Origin of the sequence: Paractinoplanes toevensis (genome assembly GCF_018332695.1) — a bacterium.
Lineage (GTDB): Bacteria > Actinomycetota > Actinomycetes > Mycobacteriales > Micromonosporaceae > Actinoplanes > Actinoplanes toevensis.
In genome coordinates, this window is the sequence record NZ_BOQN01000120.1 from 1 (window position 1) to 20,668 (window position 20,668).

Here is a 20,668-nt window from a genome sequence, read left to right on the forward strand (position 1 = left end):
CGTGGCCGCCCGGCGCTTCGCCGAACGCAACCCCGGCTCGCACTCGGCGGCCGGTGCCGCGGCGCACGCCACCGGCGTCCACGACGGCGACCTGGCCCGGATTCAGCAGGCCGTCGCCGAGTTCCGGCTGGCGAACCGGCCGCTCGCGCTGGCCGCGGCCCTCGAGGACGCGGCGTCGATCGGCGGCTCCGGCTACGAGGAGGCGCTGTCCATCGTCACCGCTTGCGGGGCCGAACGGGTCCGGGCGCGGATCGAAGCCGTACTGCGGGCCCGCGGTACGGTCGCGCCGGAACCGCCCGCACCGGCCGCGCCCTGCCTGCCGCAGCTCTCCCCGGCCGAGCGCCGGGTGGCCATCGAGGTCGGCCGGGGCTGCACCAACATCGAAGTCGCGGAGATCCTGTTCATCTCCAAGCACACGGTGGACGCGCATCTGCGGAACATCTTCAGCAAGCTGGGCGTACGGCGCCGGGCCGAACTCGCCGCCGTGGTCGCCCGGGAATGCGGCCCAACCACGTGAATACGTAATGTACGGATGACCCTCCGGGCGCCGAGCATGGCGGTGTAACACGCCGCCCATCCCTCCGCCTCAAGGGACCTCCATGCCGACACCCGCCTTGCGTACGCCGGTGCTCGTGGCCGGTGCCGGCGTCGCCGGCTCGCTGACCGCGCTCGAGCTGGCTCATCACGGCGTGCCGAGCATGGTGGTGGAGAGAGCCGACCGGCCGGCCCGGATCCCCGACCTGCTGATGATCAACGGGCGCAGCATGGAGTTGCTGCGCCGGCTGGATCTGACCGGCGACCTGCGGGCGGCCGGCCTCGACCCGGACTGCCCGCTCGACTTCCTCTGGTCGGCGGGGATGGACCGGCCACCGGCGCTGCAGTGGCGGCTGCCGCCGGTGGCCACCCTCCGGGAGACGTACGCCGCCACCGCCGACGGCGTCGCACCCGTCGAGCCGTACGTTCTTATCTCCAGTCCCGGACTGATCTCCCGGCTGCGGCGGGCGTTGCGCGGGCACCCGCTGATCGACCTGCGCACCCGATGGACCCTCACCGAGGTGGAGACCACGGCGGACACGGTGACCGCGACGGTGCTCGACGCCGAGGGCGGGGCGCGGCACCTGGTCGAGGCGGGCTACCTGGCCGGGTGCGACGGGGCCGACAGCACCGTACGCCGCTGCGCCGGCCTGACCCTGGAGAAGCTCGGCCCGCCCGCCCCCTACCTCGCCCTGCACTTCCGCAGCCCCGCGCTGGCCGGCCGGTGGGCCAACCCGGCCGTGCTGGTCACCGGGGGAGCGACCGTGGTCGCGGGCCACGACGGCGACCGGTGCGTGGCCTACGTGCCGGTCGGGGCGGACGACCAGGACGCCGTCGCCAACCCGGCCGACCTGCTTCAGGACCGGCTCGGCCTGCCCGACGACCCGGCGCGGATCGTGACCGTGGTGCAGCGGTCCGGGGTGCCGTCGGTCGCCCGGTCCTACCGGCAGGGCCGGGTCTTCCTGGCCGGGCAGGCCGCCCACCAGGTCGAGACGCCCGGTGACGACCTGGCCACCTGCATCGGCGACGCCGTCGACCTGGGCTGGCGGCTGGCCGCGGCGGTGCACGGCTGGGCCGGTGACCGGCTGCTGGCCGGCTACCAGACCGAGCGGCGGCGGCACGCCCTGGCCGACCGGGAGCGGGGCGCCCGCAGCCGGTCGACCCGGAGCCGCCTGCAGCGGCTGGTGGATTCCGGTGCGGACGGTGCGGCGCTGGCGGCCGTACTCCGGAACGGGCCGCCCCAGGTCGACCCGGCCGGCACCGGACCGGCCGAGACGGCCGGCAGTCCCGGGTTCCGCCCGCACGCCTTCCGGCTCGCCGGTGGCGGCCAGTTCTTCGATCGGCTGGGCCCGCAGTTCACCCTGGTCGACCTGACCCTCGGCCAGGATGGTTATCCGCTGGTCAAGGCGGCGCGGGTGCGCGGCATCCCGGTGCGGCACCTGCCGCTGGCCGGGGCTCCGGTGCCGGCCGCCTGGTGCGGGCGGCTCGTGCTGATCCGCCCCGACCAGTTGGTCGCGTGGTGCGCGGACGGCCCGCCGGTCGACTGCGACGGTGTTCTCGACGACGTGACCGGGGCACGACAGCAGTTATACGAAAACACGTGATGCGCGGGCCCGGTCCCTCCGGCGAGGCTCGACATCTCCCCGTAGATCTCGAACGGACAGAGGGACGATGTCAACGAGGATCACCGAGGACCTGGGTCGGACCACGATCGCGGGCTGGTACACGCGGCTCGCCGACAACCCCTCCCCGCGCCGTAACCATTGGCAGACGAAGATCATCTATTACCGGGCGGTCGCCGAGCTGCTCGCCGCCTCGCCGGGGCGCCCGCTGACCTGGAAGACCATCGTGGGCGCGGCCCGGCCGCGCGGCTGCCGCAGCACGTTCTACGAGGTGGCCGGCCCGCACGCGCGACACGGCATGGTCGGCGAGCTGATCGCCGACGGGAGTGCCCGCTCGATCGAGATAGCGTGGCGCTACCAGCGGCAGGACCCGGTCGAGCAGCTCATCGACGAGACGAAGGTGTGGTCGTTCTGGCCGCACCGGCAGCCGTTCGTGGCGGCGGCGACCGGCCCCGGCGGGTCAGCCGACGACGTTCCCGACGGGCTGCGCGCCGCCCTGCTCGCCTGGGCCCGGGCCAACCCGGCGCTGGCCGCCGCGAACATGTTCCGCCCACCGGCCTGCGCGGTCGAGGACCTGACCGTGCTGCACGGCGGGCGGCTGGCCGCCAGCCGGGCGGAGACCCGTCTCACCGAGGTCCTGCGGCAGGCGCACTGAGCGTCGGTCATTCCTGCCGCAGATGGGCGTGCACGGCAACGATGCCGACGCCGCGGCCGGGCAGGGGCAGCAGCTGCCGGCCGATCCGGCGCGCGATGTCATCCTCGGCCGCGGCCGGTACGTCGTACGCGTGGGTGCGGGTGATGGCGGGCAGGTTGGCGGTCAGAAAGGTCTCGCACTCGGTTGCCGGGTCCTGCACCTGCTCGCGGACGACCTCGATCGGCTGGTGCACCCGCCAGGTGAAACGAACGGTGGCGGCGAAGAACAGGGCGCCGCCCAGGGCCGGCAACCGGCAGGCGAACACCGCGTGGTGCGGGCGGTTGTCCACGACGTACGCCGTCGTCGGGCCTTTCCACCAGGTCTCCCCGGTGGTGTACGGGGGTTCGGGAGCGACCAGTTGGTTGTCCGGCATCTGAAAGACGAGAACGGTGCCCGGCTGGGCGATCGGCCGTCGGGTGAACGGCAACCGGTTGAGCTCCACGGTGTTCAGGATCGGGCCGGGCATCGCTGTCTCCCTGTCGTGCGGGCGGGGATCGGGTGGAACAGCGAGCGTTTCGGCACGGACCAATTCTCGAACCGGCCGTGCCCGGACCCCATCGACCTGCGGTGCACAACGGACCGTGATGATCGGCCACGGTCCGTGCCGATCGGCCTACCCGTTCCGGTTCCGGCACCGGCATGATGGACGGTGGCGACCGTAGGGGGTGTCATGGCGGAGGCGATCCCCGGGCGCGCCGCCGGCTGGGCGCCCAGAACGTTCCTCGGTGGCCTGTCCCGGCCCGTTGCCGAGGAGTTGCTCCGGCGCAGCGCCCGGCGCCGCTATCAGAGCGGCCGCAGCATCCTGCGCGAGGGCGTTCTGGGCTCGCACGTCGTGGTGCTGGAGAGCGGCTTCGTCAAGGTGACCACGGCGGTCGAGGGGTGCGAGACCCTGCTGGGCATCCGGTTGCCCGGCGAGCTGGTCGGCGCAAAGTCGCGCCCGCAAGAGTCACAACGGGCGGGGCTGTCCGGTCCTAGCTGATGCCGTCGCCCGAGAGGAAGACTCCATGCCCGTCATCACCAAGACCCACGCGCTCCGCGTCATCCGCCGCGCCTACGGGCCCGACCACGCCCAGTCGGTGGCCGAGCAGCTGCCCGAGCGGCTCGACATGGCGAACCCCGCCGACGCCGCCCTGCTCTACCGGCTCGGACTGACCCCCGATCGCCTGGCCAGCGCCCTGGGCGGGGAACTCTGATGGACGACATCACGAAACTGGCGATCCTGCTGGACGATCCTGAGGTCCGGGAGCTGATCCTCGGCCTGGGCGCCGCGCCCCGGCTGCACGCCATCGTGCTGGATCTGGCCGGCACGGTGAGCCCCGAGCAGTACCGCAGCTGGCTCTCCGACGACACGCGCAATCTGGCCATGACCCCCGACCAGGTGCGTGCCGCGCTCGGCGACGGCCCGCTCGGCGACCTGGCCGCCGCCACCGGCACCGACTCCGGCGTGGTCAGCCGGCAGCTCGCCGGGTTGCTGCCCGACCTGGTCGACGCGGTCAGCCCCGGCGGCCGGATCGTCGACCCGGCCCGGCTGGCCGGCGAGATCACCGAGGCCCGCCGCGAGGACGACCTGGAGGCCGGTGTTTTCGGCAACCAGTGAGCCGGTATTGCCTAAAGCCTATAGGTGCTATAGGGATTAGGGATGACGAAACTGGTTCTGCTCGCGCTCGTCGGGCTCGGGGCCCAGCTCGTCGATGGCAGTCTCGGAATGGCGTACGGCGTCACCTCGACCACGCTGCTTCTTGCCATCGGCACCAGCCCGGCCGCCGCTTCAGCCACCGTCCATCTCGCCGAGATCGGCACCACGCTGGTCGCCGGCCTCTCCCATTGGCGCTTCGGCAACGTCGACTGGAAGGTCGTCCTGAAGATCGGTGTGCCCGGGGCCGTCGGCGCCTTCGCCGGTGCGACGTTTCTCTCCGGCCTGTCGACCGACACCGCCGCCCCGCTCATGTCCATCATCCTGCTGCTCCTCGGCCTCTACGTGTTCGTCCGCTTCACCGTGGCCGGCCTGCCCAAGGCCGACCTCGGCAAGCCGCTGCGCAAGCGGTTCCTGGCCCCGCTCGGCCTGGTCGGCGGGTTCGTCGACGCCACCGGCGGTGGCGGCTGGGGCCCGGTCGGCACGCCGGCCATCCTGGCCAGCGGCCGGCTCGAGCCGCGTAAGACGATCGGCTCCATCGACGCCAGCGAGTTCCTGGTGGCGATCGCGGCCAGCCTCGGCTTCCTGTTCGGGATCGGCGGGGAAGGCGTCAACGCCACCTGGGCGCTCGCTCTGCTGCTGGGCGGGATCATCGCGGCGCCGATCGCGGCCTGGCTGGTCCGGCACATCCCGCCGCGGGTGCTCGGCTCGGCGGTGGGCGGGATCATCATCCTGACCAACATGCGCACCCTGCTGCGCAGCGACTGGATCGACGCCCCGGACACCACCCGGTACGCCGTCTACACGGTGATCTACGTGATCTGGGCGGCGGCTCTGGCGTACTCGATCCAGCAGTACCGCCTGCACCGGGACGAGGATCGCCAGATCATCGCGGCCGCGGCTGCGTGACCATCCTGCCGCCGCGGCCCCGTGGGGTGGGCCGCGGCGGTGTGATCATGGTGACCATGGTGAGTAAACCTATGAGAGTTGTAGGGTTTGCCTGGGAAGTCGTCAAGATCAACTAAGGGGATGGCCACCGTGACGGTGGAGGAACACGATGCCTGGAAGGCGGCCCGCCGCAGCGCGGTCACCGCGCCGGCCGGCAACCTGGCGCTGATCGACACCCGCTGGGGTGCCGACGATCCGGACGCCGCGCTCGCCGGGCAACCGGCCACCGTGCGCGCCACACTGCTGCGCAACCGCGAGGGGCTACCGGGCGTGCGCCTCTGGGACGCCGAGTCCCCGGCCATCCGGAACTTCGAGCGGATCGACACGTTCGCCTACGACCCGGCGTGGGTGCTCGAGGCCCGCTGGACGGACGCCCCGGATCAAAAGCCGTTCGAACACCTGCGTGACAAAGGACGCACCCGTGACCTGCCGGTTCCTGGTGATCTCCACCTCACCCTGGCCGGCCGTGACTACACGCTGAGCGCGTTCGACGACGACGGCGAGTTGCTGCTGGTCTTCGGCGACCCGACCAACGGCTCCCAGACGTACGGCGGCGGTCGGTTCTTGATCGTCGAGCGGCTCTCCGATGAGCTGGTCCGCCTCGACTTCAACCGGGCCTTCGTGCCGCCGTGCGGGTTCTCGGAGCACTACAACTGCCCGCTCCCGCCGCCGCAGAACCGCCTGGCCGTGCCGGTCGAGGCCGGCGAAAAGCTTCCGATCTTCAAGCCGGGATTTGTGCACTGAAATGGAGAAATACACCGTGCGACGTTTGATAACGGCCTCGCTGGCGGCGGTCACCGCGCTGAGCCTCGTGGCCGCTTGCGGCGACAAGGAGGACGGAAGCTCGACCGCGGACGGCGCTGCCGCCACCATCCAGGTGGGCTCGCTCTACGAGCCGCAGAACCTGGACAACACCGCCGGCGGCGGCCAGGGCGTCACCGAGGCGCTGAACGGCAACGTGTACGAGGGCCTGTTCAAGCTCACCGACGACGGCAAGGTCGAGCCGCTGCTGGCCAAGGACCAGAAGGTCAGCGAGGACGGCCTCACCTACACGTTCACCCTCCAGCCGAACGTGAAGTTCCACTCCGGCAAGGCGCTGACCTCGGCCGACGTGAAGGCCAGCATCGAGAAGGTGACCGCCGAGAACTCGAAGTCGGCCCGCAAGAGCAACCTCGAGGTCATCAAGTCGATCGCCACCCCGGACGACTCGACCGTCGTCGTCACGCTGAAGACCCGGTCGATCTCGTTCGTCTACAACCTCAGCTACATCTGGGTGATCAACTCGGCGGCCACCGACCTGACCACCAAGGCGGACGGCACCGGCCCGTACAAGCTGGGCGAATGGAAGCGGGGCTCGACGCTCACGCTGACGAAGTTCGACGGCTACTGGGGTACGCCGGCCAAGAACGCGTCCGTGGTGTTCCACTACTTCACCGACGCCACCGCGCTGAACAACGCGCTGCTCACCAACGCCGTCGACGTCGTCACCAGCGAGCAGAGCCCCGATGCCCTCGCGCAGTTCAAGAACAACAGCAACTACAAGGTCAACAACGGCCAGGGTACGACGAAGCTGCTGCTCGCCTTCAACGACAAGGTCGCGCCGTTCACCGACGTGAAGGTGCGCCAGGCCATCACCAAGGCGATCGACAAGAAGAAGCTGCTCACCTCGATCTGGGGTGAGTACGGCACCGTGATCGGCTCGATGGTCCCGCCGAGCGACCCGTGGTACGAGGACCTGACGTCGGTCAACGCCTACGACCCGTCGGCGGCTGCTTCGATCAAGGGGCTGAGCTTCACGCTCGACACGCCCAGCTACGACCCGCACCCGACCGTGGCGACCTTCATCAAGAGCGAGCTCGCGAAGGTCGGCGTCACCGTCACCATCAACACGATCAGCGCCGACGAGTGGTACACGAAGGTCTACCAGAAGCACGACTTCACGGCGACGCTCCAGGAGCACGTCAACGACCGCGACGTCGTCTGGTACGGCAACCCCGACTTCTACTGGGGCTACGACAACAAGCAGGTCACCGCGTGGATCGACCGGGCCGAGCAGGCGTCGTCGGCCGACGAGCAGACCGCGCTGCTGAAGAAGGCCAACGAGCAGATCGCCGCCGACGCGGCCAGCGACTGGCTCTACCTCTACCCCCAGATCGTGGTGGCCTCGTCGAAGCTGTCCGGCTACCCGCTCAACGGCCTCAACGCCCAGTTCTTCGCGTACGGCATCACAAAGAGCTGATGATCTCGTACCTCGTGCGGCGGACAGCGATCCTCATCGGATCGCTGTTCCTCGCTGCCGTGGCACTGTTCGTGCTGCTCCGGCTGCTGCCGGGCGACCCGGCCAACGCTCTGCTCCCGGTGGGCGCGACCCCCGAGCAGATCGAGGCCGCCCGGCGGCAGCTCGGCACGGACGCGCCGCTGCTCTCCCAGTTCGGCACCTGGCTGGGCCACGTCCTCACGCTCGACCTCGGCAAATCGCTGATCAGTACGCTGCCGGTCGGCCCCGAGATCGTCACCCGGCTGCCGGTCACCGTGCCGCTGACGCTCGCGGCGTTCCTGCTGGCCGTACTCGTCGCGGTGCCGGTCGGCGTGCTCGCCGCAGTGCGGGCCGACCGCTGGTACGGCCCGGTGCTCAACGCGGTCGCCCAGTTCGGCATCGCCGTACCCGCGTTCTGGGTGGGTTTGTTGTTGATCACCGTCTTCGCGCTGAAGCTGCAGGTACTGCCGGCCGGCGGCTTCCCGCCGGACGGCTGGGCCGCACCCGGCCCGGCGACCGAGGCGCTGGTCCTGCCGGTCATCACGGTCGCGCTGGTCATGTCGGCCAGCCTCATCCGGTACGTCCGGACGGCCACCCTGGACGTACTCGGGGCCGACTACCTGCGTACCGCCCGATCGCTCGGCTACACCAAAGGGCAGGCGATGCGCCGGCACGGGCTGCGCAACGCGGCCGTACCCGTCATCGCCGTCCTGGCCATGGAACTGGCCACCACCTTCCTCGGCGCGGTAGTGGTGGAGAGCGTCTTCGCCCTGCCCGGCCTCGGCGGCCTGCTGGTCCGCGGCATCAGCCAGCACGACTACCCGGTCATCCAGGGCGTCATGCTGGTCAGCACGGCCACCGTCCTGGTCGTCGGCTTCCTCGGCGACCTGGCCCAGCGCCTGGTCGACCCGCGCCTGCGCAACCGGACGGCCTCATGAGCAGCACCGCCCCGCGGCCGGGCTCCTCGCCGACCTCGCCGCCAGGTTTGTCGCCGACCTCGCCGCCGGGTTTGTCGCCGACCTCGCCGCCGGGCTCCTCGCCGACCTCGCCGCCGGGTTTGTCGCCGACCTCGCCGCTTGGCCCGCCGTCGGCCTCGGCGCAGGCCGGCGCCGGGTCGCGGCGCCGATCGCTGCACCTCGTCATCGGTCTCATGCTTGTCGCGATCATCGCGGGCGGGGTGCTCGTCTCGTACTTCTGGCTGCCGTTCGCCCCCGACGACACCTCCGGCGGCCGGCTGATGCCGCCCGGCGGCGACCACCTGCTCGGCACCGACAAACTCGGCCGCGACCTGCTCACCCAGCTGCTGATCGGCGGCCGTATCGCGCTGGCCACGGCGCTCGGTGCGGTGGCCGTCGGCGGCATCCTCGGCGTGAGCTTCGGCCTGCTGGCCGGCTTCGCCACCCGCTGGCTCGACGACGCCGCCGCCGTGGTCCTGGACATCCTGATCGCCTTCCCCACCCTGCTGCTCGCGATGCTGATCGTGGCCGGCACCGGCGCCTCCCTGGGCACCGCGATCCTGGCGATCGGCCTGGCCATGGCCGCGATCGTGGCCCGCCTGACGCGCGTGCTGGTCAAACAGGTCCTCGGCCGCGACTACATCACCGCCGCCCGCATCGCCGGCATCTCCTGGCCGCGCATCGTGGCCAGCCACGTCCTGCCGAACATCGCCCCGGTGGTCCTGGTCAATCTGGCCCTGCAGGCCGGCCTGGCGGTCCTGGCCGAGGCCAGCCTCTCGTACCTGGGTCTGGGCACCCCACCACCGAACGCGTCCTGGGGCCGCATGCTCTACGAGGCCCAGGCCACCGTCCTGACCGCGCCCGCCGCCGCGCTGGCCCCCGGCCTGGCCTTGGTAGCCCTGGTGATCGGCATGAACCTGACCGCCGACGGCCTGCGTGATCTGGCCGACCCCCGAAGGGCCAACCGATGAACGCCCACACCGCCGAAGCCCGGCGTCGCGTTGCCGAGCCGCTCGATGGCCGGGGTTTGGGTGCCGAGCCGCTTGATGGCCGGGGTTTGGGCGCTGAGCCGCTCGATGGCCGGGGCCTGGGCGCTGAGCCGCTCGATGGCCGGAGTTTGGGTGCCGAGCTGCTCGATGGCCGGGGCCTGGGCGCCGATCCGCGAAAGGTGGCCGGATGAGCCTGCTCGCCGTCGAGGGACTGACCGTTCGGGATCAGGCCGGGCGGGCGCTGGTCGACGACGTTTCGTTCGCCGTCGCGGCCGGGGACCGGGCCGGGCTGATCGGCGAGTCCGGCTCGGGGAAGTCGCTCACCGCACTCGCCGTCACCGGGCTGCTGCCGCCCGGCCTCAGCGCCACGGGGGATATCCGGCTCGACGGCGTCGACATGATCCGCGCGCCGGAGAAGCAGCGGACCGCCGCACGCGGCCCGGTCGCCGCCATCGTCTTCCAGGAACCGCTCACCGCGCTCGACCCGCTGATGACGGCCGGCCGGCAGATCGCCGGCCCGCTACGGCGACTGCACGGCCTGCGCGGCGCGGCGCTGCGGTCCGCCATCGGCGAGGCCCTGGCCGAGGTGCGCCTGACCGACGCCGAGCGGATCGCCCGCTCGTACCCGCACGAGCTCTCCGGCGGCCAGCGGCAGCGCGTCGCGATCGCGATGGCCCTGGCCTGCCGCCCCCGGCTGCTGATCGCCGACGAGCCGACCACCGCCCTCGACGTCACCGTCCAGGCCGAGATCCTCGACCTGCTGGACCGCCTGGTCGCGACCCGCGGCACCGCGCTGCTGTTCATCACCCACGACCTGCCGGTGGCGGCCCGCGTCACCCGCGACACGCACGTGCTGCGCGACGGCCGGATCGTCGAGTCCGGCCCGATCGCCGACGTGATCGCCCGCCCCGAGCACCCGTACACCCGCACGCTCGTCGACAGCGCCCGTCGCTTCGACGCCGCCCTGGAACGGACCGGCCGTGACTGAACCGATCATCTCCGCCGACCGGGTGGGCTACGCCTACCGCGGCGGCGCGGCCGTTCTCACCGACGTGTCGCTGGCCGTGCCGCCCGGCCGCAACGTGGCCCTGGTGGGGGAGTCGGGAGCGGGCAAGACCACACTGCTGCGGCTGCTCCTGGGCCTGACCCGGCCGACCGAGGGGGCCATCCGGTTCGAGGGCGGCCTGCTCACCCGCGGGCGGCTGCGCGACTACCGGCGGGCGGTGCAGGCGGTCTTCCAGGACCCGTACTCTTCGCTGGACCCCCGCCACCGCATCGGCCGCATCGTCGCCGAACCACTGCGCGGCCTGGGGCTGGGCGCCGAGCCGGCCAAGGTGGCCGCGGCCCTGGAGGCCGTCGGCCTGCCCACCGACACGGCCGGCCGCTACCCGCACGAGTTCTCCGGCGGCCAGCGCCAGCGCATAGCGATCGCCCGCGCCATCGTCGGCAACCCACGCCTGCTGCTGGCCGACGAGCCGGTCAGCGCCCTGGACCTGACAACTCGGGTGCGCATAGTGGACCTGCTCGGCTCGCTGTGCGCCGACCGGGGCCTCACGATCCTGCTGGTCTCGCACGATCTGGGCGTGGTAGCCGAACTGTGCGAACACACCGCCGTCCTGGAGCACGGCCGCCTGGTCGAACAGGGCCCGACAAGCCAGGTGCTGGGTGCGCCTTCCCACCCGTACACCAGGAGGTTGCTGGAAAGCGTGCCCCGCCTCCCGGCGTGAGGGAGGCGGGGCACCTTGGGTCAGACCAGGCCGTTCTCGGTCAGGAAGGCCTTGGCTACCGCAGCGGTGTCCTGCTTGTCGACCTGGACCTTGGCCAGGTAGGTGGTCAGGTTCTCGGTGGTCAGCTTGGCCGAGACGGCGTTGAGGGCGCCGCTGACCGTCGGGTTGTTGGCCGCCGTGCGGATCAGCGGGATGATGTTCTCGGCCAGGTAGAGGTTCTTCGGGTCCTCCAGGACGACGAACTTGTTGGTGGCGATCGACGAGTCGGTGGAGAAGATGTTGCCGACGTCGATCTGGCCCTTGGTGAGGGCGTTGACGGTCAGCGGGCCGCCGGCGTCGAGCGGCTTGAAGGTCTTGAACTTGATGCCGTAGAGGGACTCCAGGCCCTTGAGGCCCTGGTAACGCTCCTGCCACTCCGGACCGGCACCGATGGTGAGCTGGTTCGCCACCGGCTTGAGGTCCTCGATGGTCTTCAGGCTGTATTTCGCGGCCGTCGCGCTGGTGACCGTCAGGGTGTCCTTGTCCTCGGCCGCCGACTGCTCGAGCACCTCGGTGCCGGCCGGCAGCACCTTCTTGAGCTCGGTGAGCACCTGGTCGGGGCTGCTCACGCCCTCCGGCGCGCCGCCCTTGGCCAGCGCGGAGAGCAGGGCGCCGTTGTACTCGGGCAGCAGGTCGATCGAGCCGTCCTGCAACGCCTTCAGGTAGAGCTCGCGGGCGCCGATGTTGAACTGGCGCTTGACCGTCACGCCCTTGGCCTCCAGGGCCTGCGCGTAGATCTCGCCGAGCAGCTCGCTCTCGGCGAAGTTGGCCGAGCCGATGGTGACCGTGGAGGTCGAGGCGCTGCTGCCGCCGGCCGGCTCGTTGCTGAGCGGGTCGTCGTTGGCGCCACAGGCGGACAGGGTGAGTGCAAGGGTGACGCCGGCGGCGAGAACGCCGGCGATTCGCGTACGCAACAAGGGGTTGGCCTTTCGTTCTTTTCTAGCGGAGCCCGGGGGAGACGATCCAGCGCTGGGCCAGCGCGAGGATCAGGTCGAGAACGACCGCCAGCACCGCGACGACGATGGCGCCGGCCAGCACACGGGAGTAATCGTTGACGGCGAGGCCGTCGATCAGGAGGCGGCCGAGGCCGTTGAGGCCGACCGCCGCGGCCACCGTCGCGGTGGCCACCACCTGCAGGGCGGCGCTGCGGAAGCCGCTCATCATCACCGGCAGCGCCATCGGCAGTTCCACCTTGAACAGCACCTGCGAGGGACGCATACCCATGCCGCGGGCCGCGTCGACCACCCGGTGGTCGAGGGTCCGCATCCCGGCGTACGCCGAGGTCAGGATCGGGGGGATGACCAGCACGGTCAGCGCGATCAGCACCGGGGTCAGGCCGAGGCCGAGCAGGGTGACCATGAGCATCAGCAGGCCGAGGGTGGGCAGTGAGCGGCCGGCGTTTCCGGCGTTGATGGCCAGGAACGACCCGCGGCCGGTGTGCCCGATGTACAGGCCGACCGGCAGCGCGATGATCGTGCCGATGATGAGGGCGAGCACGACGTACCAGACATGCGAGAGGATCAGCTGCGGGATGCTGCCGTCGTCGGTGAGGCTCCAGTGCGCCGCGTCGAACAGGTAGGAGAGGTTCACGCGGCACCTCGCTGGTAACGGGTCCACGGCGTGACGAGCCGCTGCAGGCCGACGATGGCCAGGTCGCAGATGCCGGCCAGGGCCACCGACAGCACGATGCCGACGATGATCGGCTGGGTGTAGAACAGCTGAAAGCCGCGGGTGAACAGCTGGCCGAGGCCGCCGACGCCGATCAGGGCGCCGACGCTGACCAGGCTGATGTTGGACACCGTGGCCACCCGCAGACCGGCCAGGATGACCGGCAGCGCGACCGGCAGTTCCACGTCGATCAGCCGCCGCAGGCGGCGGTAGCCCATCGCGGTGGCCGACTGCACGACCAGGGCGTCGACCGAGCGCAGGCCGTCGGCGACGGTGCGGGCGAGCAGCGCGACCGTGTAGATGGTGAGCGCGACGACGATGTTCAGCGGCGACAGGATCTTGGTGCCGAGGACGACCGGCAGGAAGACGAACAGCGCCAGCGACGGGATCGAGTAGAGCACCCCGCACGTGTTGACCAGCGGGTGGTAGAGCCAGGGGAAGCGGACGCCGAGGTAACCGATCGGCAGCGCCACCACGAAGCCGATCACGACCGGGACCAGCGCGAGCCAGATGTGCTGGCGCAGCGCGGTCAGGATGGTCTCCCAGTTGTTGGACAGGTAGGTGCTCACTTGGCCGCCCGGCGTTCGGCGAGGTGGTCGACCAGGTCGTGGTGTGGCACGAGGCCGTCGGCCCGGCCGTCCGCGTCGACCCGCACCGCGATGCCGACCGGCGAGGTGATCGCCAGGTCGGTGACCAGCCGCAGCGAGTCGCCGACGGTGAACGAGCCGCCGGTCGGCTCGCCGCTGCTCCACCTGATCGGGCGGCCCGCGTCGTCGAGCACCAGGTCCTCGGTCAGCGGGCGCACCGGCAGGCCGGCGGCGGTGTCGAAGGACAGGCTGCGCAGCCCGCGGTCGCGGCCCACGAACTCGGCCACGAACTCGTCGGCCGGGTGGTCGAGCAGCTCCTGCGGGGTGCCGATCTGAGCGAGCTTGCCGCCCTGGCGCAGGATGACGACGACGTCGCCCAGCTTGATCGCCTCGTCGATGTCGTGGGTGACCATCGCGATCGTCTTGCCCAGGTCTTTCTGCAGGCGCAGGAACTCGCGGTGCAACCCCTCGCGCACGACCGGGTCGACGGCGCTGAACGGCTCGTCCATCAGCATGACCGGTGGGTCGGCGGCGAGCGCCCGGGCCACGCCGACGCGCTGCTGCTGGCCGCCGGAGAGCTGGGCCGGGTAGCGGCTCGCGAACTCGGCGGACAGGCCGACCCGTTCGAGCAACCCCAGCGCGGCGGTGCGGGCCTGTTTGCGGGATTTGCCGAGCAGCATCGGCACGGTGGCGACGTTGTCCAGCACGGTGCGGTGCGGGAAGAGGCCGGCGTGCTGGATGACGTACCCGATCTTGCGCCGCAGGAGAGCCTCGTCCTGCCCGGCCACGTCCTTGCCGTCGATGAGCACCCGGCCGGAGGTCGGGTTGATCATCCGGTTGATCATGCGCAGCGAGGTGGTCTTGCCGCAGCCGGACGGACCGACGAACACGGTCGTCTTCCCGGTGGGAAGCTCGAGCGAGAGGTGGTCGACGGCCGTGCTGCCGCCGGGGTACACCTTCACGACGTCGTCGAATGTGATCATGGTACTCCCAGGCGGCGCTCCGGTGAATGAGGCTATTCATACTTCAGGGGTAGTGAATAGGATGTCAAACGATCGGCCCGAGCCTTTACGCTCCTGAAACTAGGTGACGTTGTTATGCGTGCAAAAGTCCGGCTCGACGGCCAATCGCTCACGGTGGAGGACCTCGTCGCCGTCGCCTCCGGCCGGGCCGAGGTCTCGGTCGACCCGGCCGCCCTGCGGCTCGTCGAGCGGCGGCACGCGGTGCTGCAGGAGGCCCGGGCGGCGGGCGCGGTCTACGGCGCCAACACCGGCGTGGGGGCCAACCGGCACGAACAGACCGCGGACGACGGGGGACACGGCCTGCGGCTGCTGCGCAGCCACTGCGCCGCGGTCGGGCCGGTGGAGGACGACGAGACGGCCCGGGCCGCGATGACGACCCGGCTCAACCAGATTTTGGCCGGCGGATCGGGCATCTCCCGCCGGGTGGCCGAAGCGCTCGCCGAGGCCGTGTACGCCGGAGCCGTGCCGACCCTGCACTCGTGGGGCGCGATCGGCACCGGCGACCTGGCCGCCCTCGCCGAGCTGGGCCTCACCCTCTCCGGCGAGCGGCCCTGGCGCTCCGGGCTGGGCCCGGTCACCACGATCGACGCCACCGACGCGCTCCCGATGATCAGCTCCAGCGCGCTGACCGTGGCGACCGCCGCCCTCGCCCTCGACCGGGTGAACGCCCAGCTCCGGGCGTCGATCGTGGTGGGGGCGCTGACCTTCGTCGCCCTGCGCGGCAACCCGGAGGCCTACGACGCCGCCGTGCACCTCGCCCGGGCCCACCCGTGCCAGGCCGAGGTGGCCGCGATGCTGCGTGCGCTGGTGGCCGGCTCCGGCGCCCCGGTGCGCATCCAGGACCCGTTCGGGCTGCGGGTGATGCCGCAGGTGACCGCGCCCGCGCTGGACGCCGTCCGCGACCTGCGCAACGTGCTGGCCGAGGAGCTGAACGCCGCCGTCGAGAACCCGCTGGTCACCGTCAGCGGCGTGCACCACCACGGGCAGTTCCACACCGCCACCCTGGCCTCGCACCTGGACGCGGTCCGCAACGCCTTCCTGCCGGTGCTGTCGCTGTCGTCGGCCCGGCTCGGCCTGCTGATGCGGCCCGACCTGACCGGCCTGCGGGCCTTCCTGGCCGACGGCCCGACCGGCAGCTCCGGCCTGATGATCAGCGAATACGTCGTGCAGGACCTGATCACCGAGATCCGGGTCGGCATGCAGGCGGTCGCGGCCGGCACGCTCACCATCTCGCTCGGCCTGGAGGAGCATGCCAGCTTCGCCACCCAGGGTGCCCGCTCGCTGCGCCGGATGACCGAGCTGGCCCCGACGCTGCTCGCCGCCGAGCTGATCGCGGCGGTCCGGGCGCTGCGGATGGCGCCCGGCCGGCTCGTCGACGGCCCGGCCCGGGAGGCGTTCGAACTGGCCGCCAAGGTCCTCGACCCGGACATGGAGGACCGGCCGCTCGGCACCGACCTGGAACGCGCCGCCGCCCTCCTGCCCGATCTGGCCGCGTTAGTCCAACGGCCGTAGCTCGTCGGCGTAGCTCACCGCTCGGCGGCGCAGCACGCCGCTCGGGCTGATCGAGTACTGCCCCATCCGCCACAGCGGCGGCGAGTAGGCGTGGATCGAGACCGAGCCGTCGATCGCGCCGGCCATCCGGTGGATGTGGTCGGGCCCGAAGCTGAACGTGCGGCCGGCCTTGACGACCCGGGTCGCCGGCGTGCCGCCCATCCGCGGGGTCGCCTCGGACACCGCACCCCGGGTCACCGCGACCGCGCCGGAGGAGATGTCGTGGTCGTGCCAGCCGGTGTCGTCCCGCAGGTTCCAGCACAGCACCCACACGTCGATGTCGGTGTCGCGGTAGAGCGAGGCGTAGTGCCGCTTGCCGGTGTCGTGCCGGACCAGCGGCTCCCACAGCCCGGTCTGTGCGGCCAGCTCGGTCACCCAACGCTTCAGCTCGATGGTGGTCAGCGCGCGTCCGGGCAGAACCGGCAGGATCATCGGGGCTCTCCAGTCAAGAAATGCCGGGGGTTGGCGGTGAACAGGGCGTGCGTGAAGGCCGCGCCGAAGCCCGGGTCGGTGGCTTCCGCGTACGGCCGGTCGGAGCCGTTGACCAGCGGGTCGACCCCGACGACCCGGACCATCGCGTCGATCGCCCGGGTGCCGTAGGAGGACGTCTCGTAGAAGACGTCCGGGTCGAGCGGGCCGAGCGCGCCGCCGCGGGCGGCGAGGCGCTCGTGGTGCAGCGGGGCGAGGCCGGCCAGCGCGACGAAGGCGATCCGCTGCCGCCGGCCGGCGACGTGCCAGGCCATCCAGGCCTGCTGCAGCTGAGAGACATACGGAACCAGGGCGGGCCACCAGGCCGGGAGGCCGGCGTCGGCCGCCGGGGCCGGTCCGGGGTGTACGAGTACGGGCTTGCCGGCGTACCGGGCCTCGTCGAGCAGCGGCGCCATCCGGTCGATCGCCGCCGGGTCGGTCAGCGCCGTGGCGGGCAGTTGCAGGCCGGCGACGCGCTCCTCGCGCAGCACCTCGGCCAGGCCGGCCGGATCCAGGTCGGTCACGCACGCCGCGGCCCAGACCCGGAACGGGTCGCCCAGCTCGAGGGCGCTCTCGTGCCACACGTCGATGAGCTCGCGGTCGGCCAGATGCTCGAGACCCAGCGGGCTGGACAGCGAGAGCAGCACCTGGTCGGTGTCCTTCTCCTGCTTCCGCCGCAACTCCACGTCGTGGGCGGCCGGGTCCACCTCGTAGGGCGGCTCGCCCGGCAGGTGCAGAGTCCAGTCGCGGAGGTAGGGGTAGGTCTGCCGACGGCGCAGGGCGTCCAGGAAGCGGGGCGGCCACAGGTGCTGATGGCAGTCGATCATTCCAGTCTCCGGGGGAGGGAAGCGCTTCACAAGATGCATTTAGTGAAGCGCTTCCGGGTTACAGCGGCAAGGCGTTCTCAGGCACTGGACTGTTACTGTCAGCCCGTGTCCGGCCGTCGCACCCTGCAGGACCTGGCGGACGCCGCCGGGCTCTCGCTGGCAGCGACCTCGTACGCTCTGCGCGGCGTCCGCGGCTCACCGGCCACCATCGCGCGGGTCCGGCAGATCGCCGAAGACCTCGGCTACACGGTCGACCCGATCGCCCGGGCGCTGGCCAGCGGCCGCACCGGATCGGTCGGCGTCAGCGGCTCCCTGCGCGACCTCTGGCAGCAGGACTTCTCGGTGCTGCTCACCCGGGCGCTGCGCCGCCAGGGCAGGTACGCGACGATCGCCGACGCCGACGCCGACCCCGCCCAGGAACGCCTGATCGTCGAACAGTTCGCGGCCCAGCGCGTCGACGGCGCCCTGGTCTCCCCGGTCGACCCGACCGCCGACTACTGGCGGCTGCTCGGCCCCGACGTGGCGGTCGTGGCCATCGGCGACGCCCTGACCACCCGGCCCGGCTCCGGCAGCGTCCTGTTCGACAACCGGTACGGCGTGCAGACCGCCCTGGCCCACCTGGCCGGCCTCGGCCACCACCGGGTCGGGCTGCTCGCACCGGCCCTGCCCTCCACCCCCGGCCGCCCGGCGCAGGTGCTCGCCGCCTCGGTCGCCGCCGCGCTGGGCATCGAGCTAGTCGAGATCTCCGCCCCCGCGGCCACCGCCGACGCGGTCGAGGTGGCCGCCGCCCTGCTCGCCGGCGACACCCGGCCGACCGCGGTGCTCTGCCTGAGCGACTCGCTGGCCTTCGCCGTCTACCGCGCGGCCCGCGACGCCGGCCTGCGGCTGCCCGACGACCTATCGGTGGTCGGCTACGACGACCACCAGCTGGCCGCCCTCGTCGACCCCGGTCTGACCACCATGGCCTGGGACGAGGACGCGATCGTCGAGGCGGCCATCAGCCAGTTGGCGGGCGCCGTCGACGACGTGCCGACGTTCCGCCCGGAACTCATCGTCCGCGGCTCCACCAGCCCACCCCGGCCCACCCTCAGCGCCGGCGGCCTCGGCTGAGCTCAGGTGGCGCCGTCGACCACGCGAACCAGTCGGTGGACCACTTGGCGGAAGTCGCCGGGCGTGACGGCAATTGCCTGGCGGCGGCTGATGCCGGTCAAGGAGATCGGAAGTTGCTCAGCCGTCGGCATGCGAGCGCCGTCGACCAGAATGGGCACGATCCGGCGTTTCAGCGCGACGGCGGTCTCGAGCTCCAATCGCACATAATCCTGCGGGTCGGCGATTCGCGGATTCCCGCCGGGCGCAGCCGGATCCAGCCATCGTGGACCGATCATCACCAGAACGACCTGGCAGCGAGTCAGGGCGGCGTAGATCGCCTCCACGAAATCGGCGCCGGGCTCGATGTCGGAGGTGTCCATGAACACTCTCGGCGCGCCGAGGTGCTGAACGAGTTCCGAACGAACACTCGCCGCTGCCCAGTGGGTGTCCTGCCGGCGATAGCACACGAAGACGGAGTCGGTACGGTCCGAGCCCTGATAAACCCGGTGCTCACCCTTTGTATCGAATATTCCTTGGGTGATCTGCCAGTTGCCGGACTCCAGCCGCTCCTTCACCGTGAATGCGATGCGGTCCTTGTCGTCGCTGCGTCCGAATAGCGGCACCGCGACCCCCTCGGTCGGATTCGTCCGAGGCAGCATAGACCGCGCCTGTCTGCGATGCTGTCGCTCAGTCGAGGCAGAACTCGTTGCCCTCGACGTCCTGCATCACGATGCACGACTCGTATTCCTCGTCGGCCTCCAGCAGTCGCACGCGGGTCGCGCCGAGCGCGACCAGCCGTGCGCATTCGGCCTCCAGCGTGGCCAGGCGCTCCGCACCGACGAGCCCGGTGCCGGCCCGCACGTCGAGGTGCACCCGGTTCTTGACGACCTTGCCCTCGGGGACGCGCTGGAAGTACAGCCGCGGGCCCACCCCGGAGGGATCGAGGCAGGCGAACGACGCACCCTGTTTCTCCGGCGCCAGCGAACGGTCGTAGTCGCTCCAACTGGCGAAGCCCTCGGGCGGCGGCGGCACGACGTAGCCCAGGACCTCGCACCAGAAGCGGGCGACCCGCTCGGGTTCGGCGCAGTCGAAAGTGACCTGGAACTGCCGGATCGATGCCATCGCTCCACCATAGAGGCGGATCCCCGTCAGGCGGTGGCGACCGCCGGGCGGCGGCGTGGGCGCAGCCGCCACAGGCGGCCGGTGCCGACGATGACGAGGAGCCACAGGACGTACGTCAGTGGGGTCCAGGCGCCGCCGTGTGAGCTGGCCGCGCCGTCGGTGAAGGTGTAGGTGATGGCGGACTGCAGGCCGCTCACCCCGGACCAGACGTACGTGCCGGTGGCGTGCGGGTCGGCGGCGGTCACCGCGTTGCGGTAGGCGTTGGCGGCCTCGCTGAGGAAGAAGTTGAGCAGCAGGGGTGCCAGCCCGGCCGCGTAGATGGCGCCGATCCAGGAGGGGCGGGGGCCGTCGCCGAACTCGGCGGCCAGGTACTGCTCGGCCAGGCGGCGGCTGCTGCCGACCCGGCGCAGGGCCTCGGTGGTGCCCACGTCCTGGGCCGCCTCCAGCAGGTTGGCGCGCACCTCGCGGCGGACGGCAATGCGCTGGGCCCTGGGCAGGTCGTAGATCTGCTGGTCGAGGCTCCAGACGAGACGCTCGATGCGCAGTCGGTCGAACCACATGTCAGTTTCCCTTCGAAGCGGGCGGCAGCGGCCGGGACAGCACCACGTCGACCGCGGCGGTGTGCCGGGCCCACGAGTCGGTGCCTTGAGCGAGTGCTTGGTGGCCGGCCGGGGTCAGCCGGTAGTACTTCCGGGCGGGGCCGCTGGACGACGGCACCAGCCGGGTCTCCAGCCGGCCCTCGCGCTGCAGCCGGGTCAGGGCCGGGTAGACGCTGCCCTCGAGCACGTCGGCGAAGCCGGCCGCCTGCAGCCGCTGCACCACCTCGTAGCCGTAGGACTCGTGCTCGGCCAGCAGGTGCAGCAGCAGCAGGGACAGCACCCCCTTCAGCAGCTGGGGGTCGTGGGTCTCGGTCACGCTTATATACAAAGCCAGGT

Annotated in this window: 27 protein-coding genes; 16 read left to right on the plus strand and 11 right to left on the minus strand. The window is 71.5% G+C overall.

All coding sequences use genetic code 11. From position 1 onward, the window contains the following. From Ato02nite_RS41410 to Ato02nite_RS41420, 3 genes are all read left to right on the plus strand, one after another. A partial coding sequence (locus Ato02nite_RS41410; protein ID WP_213012183.1) for a helix-turn-helix transcriptional regulator occupies positions 1-517 on the plus strand: 517 nt, incomplete at its 5' end. A gap of 82 nt (positions 518-599) precedes the next feature. Beyond that, on the plus strand, positions 600-2,138 hold the full coding sequence (locus tag Ato02nite_RS41415) for an FAD-dependent monooxygenase (RefSeq protein ID WP_213012184.1): 1,539 nt from the start codon (positions 600-602) through the stop codon (positions 2,136-2,138). Between the two features lie 67 nt (positions 2,139-2,205). Beyond that, positions 2,206-2,811, plus strand: a complete 606-nt coding sequence (locus Ato02nite_RS41420; protein ID WP_213012185.1) for a hypothetical protein — start codon at positions 2,206-2,208, stop codon at positions 2,809-2,811. A gap of 7 nt (positions 2,812-2,818) precedes the next feature. On the opposite strand, the gene Ato02nite_RS41425 is transcribed toward Ato02nite_RS41420, so the two are convergent. Continuing rightward, the gene (locus tag Ato02nite_RS41425) at positions 2,819-3,316 is read right to left on the minus strand and encodes a hypothetical protein (protein ID WP_213012186.1); all 498 of its coding nucleotides are present in this window, start codon (positions 3,314-3,316) and stop codon (positions 2,819-2,821) included. A gap of 204 nt (positions 3,317-3,520) precedes the next feature. Between Ato02nite_RS41425 and Ato02nite_RS41430 the strand changes: the two genes are divergently transcribed. The 11 genes from Ato02nite_RS41430 to Ato02nite_RS41480 all read left to right on the plus strand — a co-directional run bounded on the left by Ato02nite_RS41430 (position 3,521) and on the right by Ato02nite_RS41480 (position 11,360). Continuing rightward, positions 3,521-3,829, plus strand: coding sequence for a cyclic nucleotide-binding domain-containing protein (locus Ato02nite_RS41430; protein WP_213012187.1), 309 nt, complete (start codon positions 3,521-3,523; stop codon positions 3,827-3,829). Positions 3,830-3,854: 25 nt separating this feature from the next. Next, positions 3,855-4,043 carry a hypothetical protein gene (locus Ato02nite_RS41435; protein ID WP_213012188.1) on the plus strand — a complete coding sequence of 63 codons (189 nt, stop codon included), beginning with the start codon at positions 3,855-3,857 and terminating at the stop codon, positions 4,041-4,043. Next, positions 4,043-4,447: a YidB family protein gene (locus Ato02nite_RS41440; protein WP_213012189.1), complete on the plus strand. Its 405-nt coding sequence runs from the start codon at positions 4,043-4,045 to the stop codon at positions 4,445-4,447. Before Ato02nite_RS41435 ends, Ato02nite_RS41440 begins: the two co-directional genes overlap by 1 nt. A gap of 42 nt (positions 4,448-4,489) precedes the next feature. Then, entirely contained in the window at positions 4,490-5,392 is a 903-nt protein-coding gene (locus Ato02nite_RS41445) for a sulfite exporter TauE/SafE family protein (protein ID WP_213012190.1), read from the plus strand. A gap of 120 nt (positions 5,393-5,512) precedes the next feature. Continuing rightward, positions 5,513-6,175: a DUF1684 domain-containing protein gene (locus Ato02nite_RS41450; RefSeq protein WP_213012191.1), complete on the plus strand. Its 663-nt coding sequence runs from the start codon at positions 5,513-5,515 to the stop codon at positions 6,173-6,175. A 16-nt stretch (positions 6,176-6,191) separates the two neighbouring features. Further along, positions 6,192-7,670 (plus strand): ABC transporter substrate-binding protein, encoded by a 1,479-nt coding sequence (locus tag Ato02nite_RS41455; protein WP_213012192.1) that lies wholly within the window; start codon positions 6,192-6,194, stop codon positions 7,668-7,670. Further along, a complete protein-coding gene (locus Ato02nite_RS41460; protein ID WP_213012193.1) occupies positions 7,670-8,626 on the plus strand; it encodes an ABC transporter permease in 957 nt (318 codons plus the stop codon). Before Ato02nite_RS41455 ends, Ato02nite_RS41460 begins: the two co-directional genes overlap by 1 nt. Then, a complete protein-coding gene (locus Ato02nite_RS41465) occupies positions 8,623-9,615 on the plus strand; it encodes an ABC transporter permease (protein ID WP_246608027.1) in 993 nt (330 codons plus the stop codon). Before Ato02nite_RS41460 ends, Ato02nite_RS41465 begins: the two co-directional genes overlap by 4 nt. Then, a complete protein-coding gene (locus Ato02nite_RS41470; protein ID WP_213012194.1) occupies positions 9,612-9,824 on the plus strand; it encodes a hypothetical protein in 213 nt (70 codons plus the stop codon). The genes Ato02nite_RS41465 and Ato02nite_RS41470 overlap by 4 nt, the downstream gene beginning before the upstream one ends. Continuing rightward, entirely contained in the window at positions 9,821-10,621 is an 801-nt protein-coding gene (locus Ato02nite_RS41475; protein WP_213012195.1) for an ATP-binding cassette domain-containing protein, read from the plus strand. The genes Ato02nite_RS41470 and Ato02nite_RS41475 overlap by 4 nt, the downstream gene beginning before the upstream one ends. Beyond that, the gene (locus Ato02nite_RS41480) at positions 10,614-11,360 is read left to right on the plus strand and encodes an ABC transporter ATP-binding protein (protein ID WP_213012196.1); all 747 of its coding nucleotides are present in this window, start codon (positions 10,614-10,616) and stop codon (positions 11,358-11,360) included. The genes Ato02nite_RS41475 and Ato02nite_RS41480 overlap by 8 nt, the downstream gene beginning before the upstream one ends. 20 nt (positions 11,361-11,380) lie before the next feature. Here the strand turns inward: Ato02nite_RS41480 and Ato02nite_RS41485 are convergent, their stop codons facing one another. Genes Ato02nite_RS41485 through Ato02nite_RS41500 form a run of 4 tightly spaced genes read right to left on the minus strand, consistent with a single transcriptional unit; the run spans position 11,381 to position 14,637 of the window. Beyond that, positions 11,381-12,316 (minus strand): ABC transporter substrate-binding protein, encoded by a 936-nt coding sequence (locus Ato02nite_RS41485; protein WP_246608028.1) that lies wholly within the window; start codon positions 12,314-12,316, stop codon positions 11,381-11,383. 22 nt (positions 12,317-12,338) lie between these two features. Next, a complete protein-coding gene (locus Ato02nite_RS41490) occupies positions 12,339-12,989 on the minus strand; it encodes an ABC transporter permease (RefSeq protein WP_213012197.1) in 651 nt (216 codons plus the stop codon). Beyond that, positions 12,986-13,636, minus strand: coding sequence for an ABC transporter permease (locus Ato02nite_RS41495; RefSeq protein WP_213012198.1), 651 nt, complete (start codon positions 13,634-13,636; stop codon positions 12,986-12,988). The genes Ato02nite_RS41490 and Ato02nite_RS41495 overlap by 4 nt, the downstream gene beginning before the upstream one ends. Further along, positions 13,633-14,637 (minus strand): ABC transporter ATP-binding protein, encoded by a 1,005-nt coding sequence (locus Ato02nite_RS41500; RefSeq protein ID WP_213012199.1) that lies wholly within the window; start codon positions 14,635-14,637, stop codon positions 13,633-13,635. The genes Ato02nite_RS41495 and Ato02nite_RS41500 overlap by 4 nt, the downstream gene beginning before the upstream one ends. A gap of 114 nt (positions 14,638-14,751) precedes the next feature. Between Ato02nite_RS41500 and Ato02nite_RS41505 the strand changes: the two genes are divergently transcribed. Further along, on the plus strand, positions 14,752-16,188 hold the full coding sequence (locus Ato02nite_RS41505) for an aromatic amino acid ammonia-lyase (protein ID WP_213012200.1): 1,437 nt from the start codon (positions 14,752-14,754) through the stop codon (positions 16,186-16,188). Here the strand turns inward: Ato02nite_RS41505 and Ato02nite_RS41510 are convergent. Together Ato02nite_RS41510 and Ato02nite_RS41515 are read right to left on the minus strand one after the other, a co-directional pair. After that, on the minus strand, positions 16,171-16,659 hold the full coding sequence (locus Ato02nite_RS41510; RefSeq protein ID WP_213012201.1) for a cysteine dioxygenase: 489 nt from the start codon (positions 16,657-16,659) through the stop codon (positions 16,171-16,173). The genes Ato02nite_RS41505 and Ato02nite_RS41510 overlap by 18 nt on opposite strands. Further along, positions 16,656-17,522 carry an amidohydrolase family protein gene (locus Ato02nite_RS41515; protein WP_246608029.1) on the minus strand — a complete coding sequence of 289 codons (867 nt, stop codon included), beginning with the start codon at positions 17,520-17,522 and terminating at the stop codon, positions 16,656-16,658. The genes Ato02nite_RS41510 and Ato02nite_RS41515 overlap by 4 nt, the downstream gene beginning before the upstream one ends. Before the next feature lie 105 nt (positions 17,523-17,627). Between Ato02nite_RS41515 and Ato02nite_RS41520 the strand changes: the two genes are divergently transcribed. Then, complete coding sequence (locus tag Ato02nite_RS41520; RefSeq protein ID WP_213012203.1) at positions 17,628-18,632, plus strand: LacI family DNA-binding transcriptional regulator; 1,005 nt, start codon at positions 17,628-17,630, stop codon at positions 18,630-18,632. Positions 18,633-18,634: 2 nt separating this feature from the next. On the opposite strand, the gene Ato02nite_RS41525 is transcribed toward Ato02nite_RS41520, so the two are convergent. The 4 genes from Ato02nite_RS41525 to Ato02nite_RS41540 all read right to left on the minus strand — a co-directional run bounded on the left by Ato02nite_RS41525 (position 18,635) and on the right by Ato02nite_RS41540 (position 20,648). Further along, entirely contained in the window at positions 18,635-19,234 is a 600-nt protein-coding gene (locus Ato02nite_RS41525) for a toll/interleukin-1 receptor domain-containing protein (RefSeq protein ID WP_213012204.1), read from the minus strand. A 64-nt stretch (positions 19,235-19,298) separates the two neighbouring features. Continuing rightward, positions 19,299-19,733 (minus strand): VOC family protein, encoded by a 435-nt coding sequence (locus tag Ato02nite_RS41530; RefSeq protein WP_213012205.1) that lies wholly within the window; start codon positions 19,731-19,733, stop codon positions 19,299-19,301. A gap of 26 nt (positions 19,734-19,759) precedes the next feature. Next, entirely contained in the window at positions 19,760-20,293 is a 534-nt protein-coding gene (locus tag Ato02nite_RS41535; protein WP_213012206.1) for a hypothetical protein, read from the minus strand. 1 nt (position 20,294) lies between these two features. Then, positions 20,295-20,648, minus strand: a complete 354-nt coding sequence (locus tag Ato02nite_RS41540) for a PadR family transcriptional regulator (protein ID WP_213012207.1) — start codon at positions 20,646-20,648, stop codon at positions 20,295-20,297. Positions 20,649-20,668 lie beyond the last annotated feature (20 nt).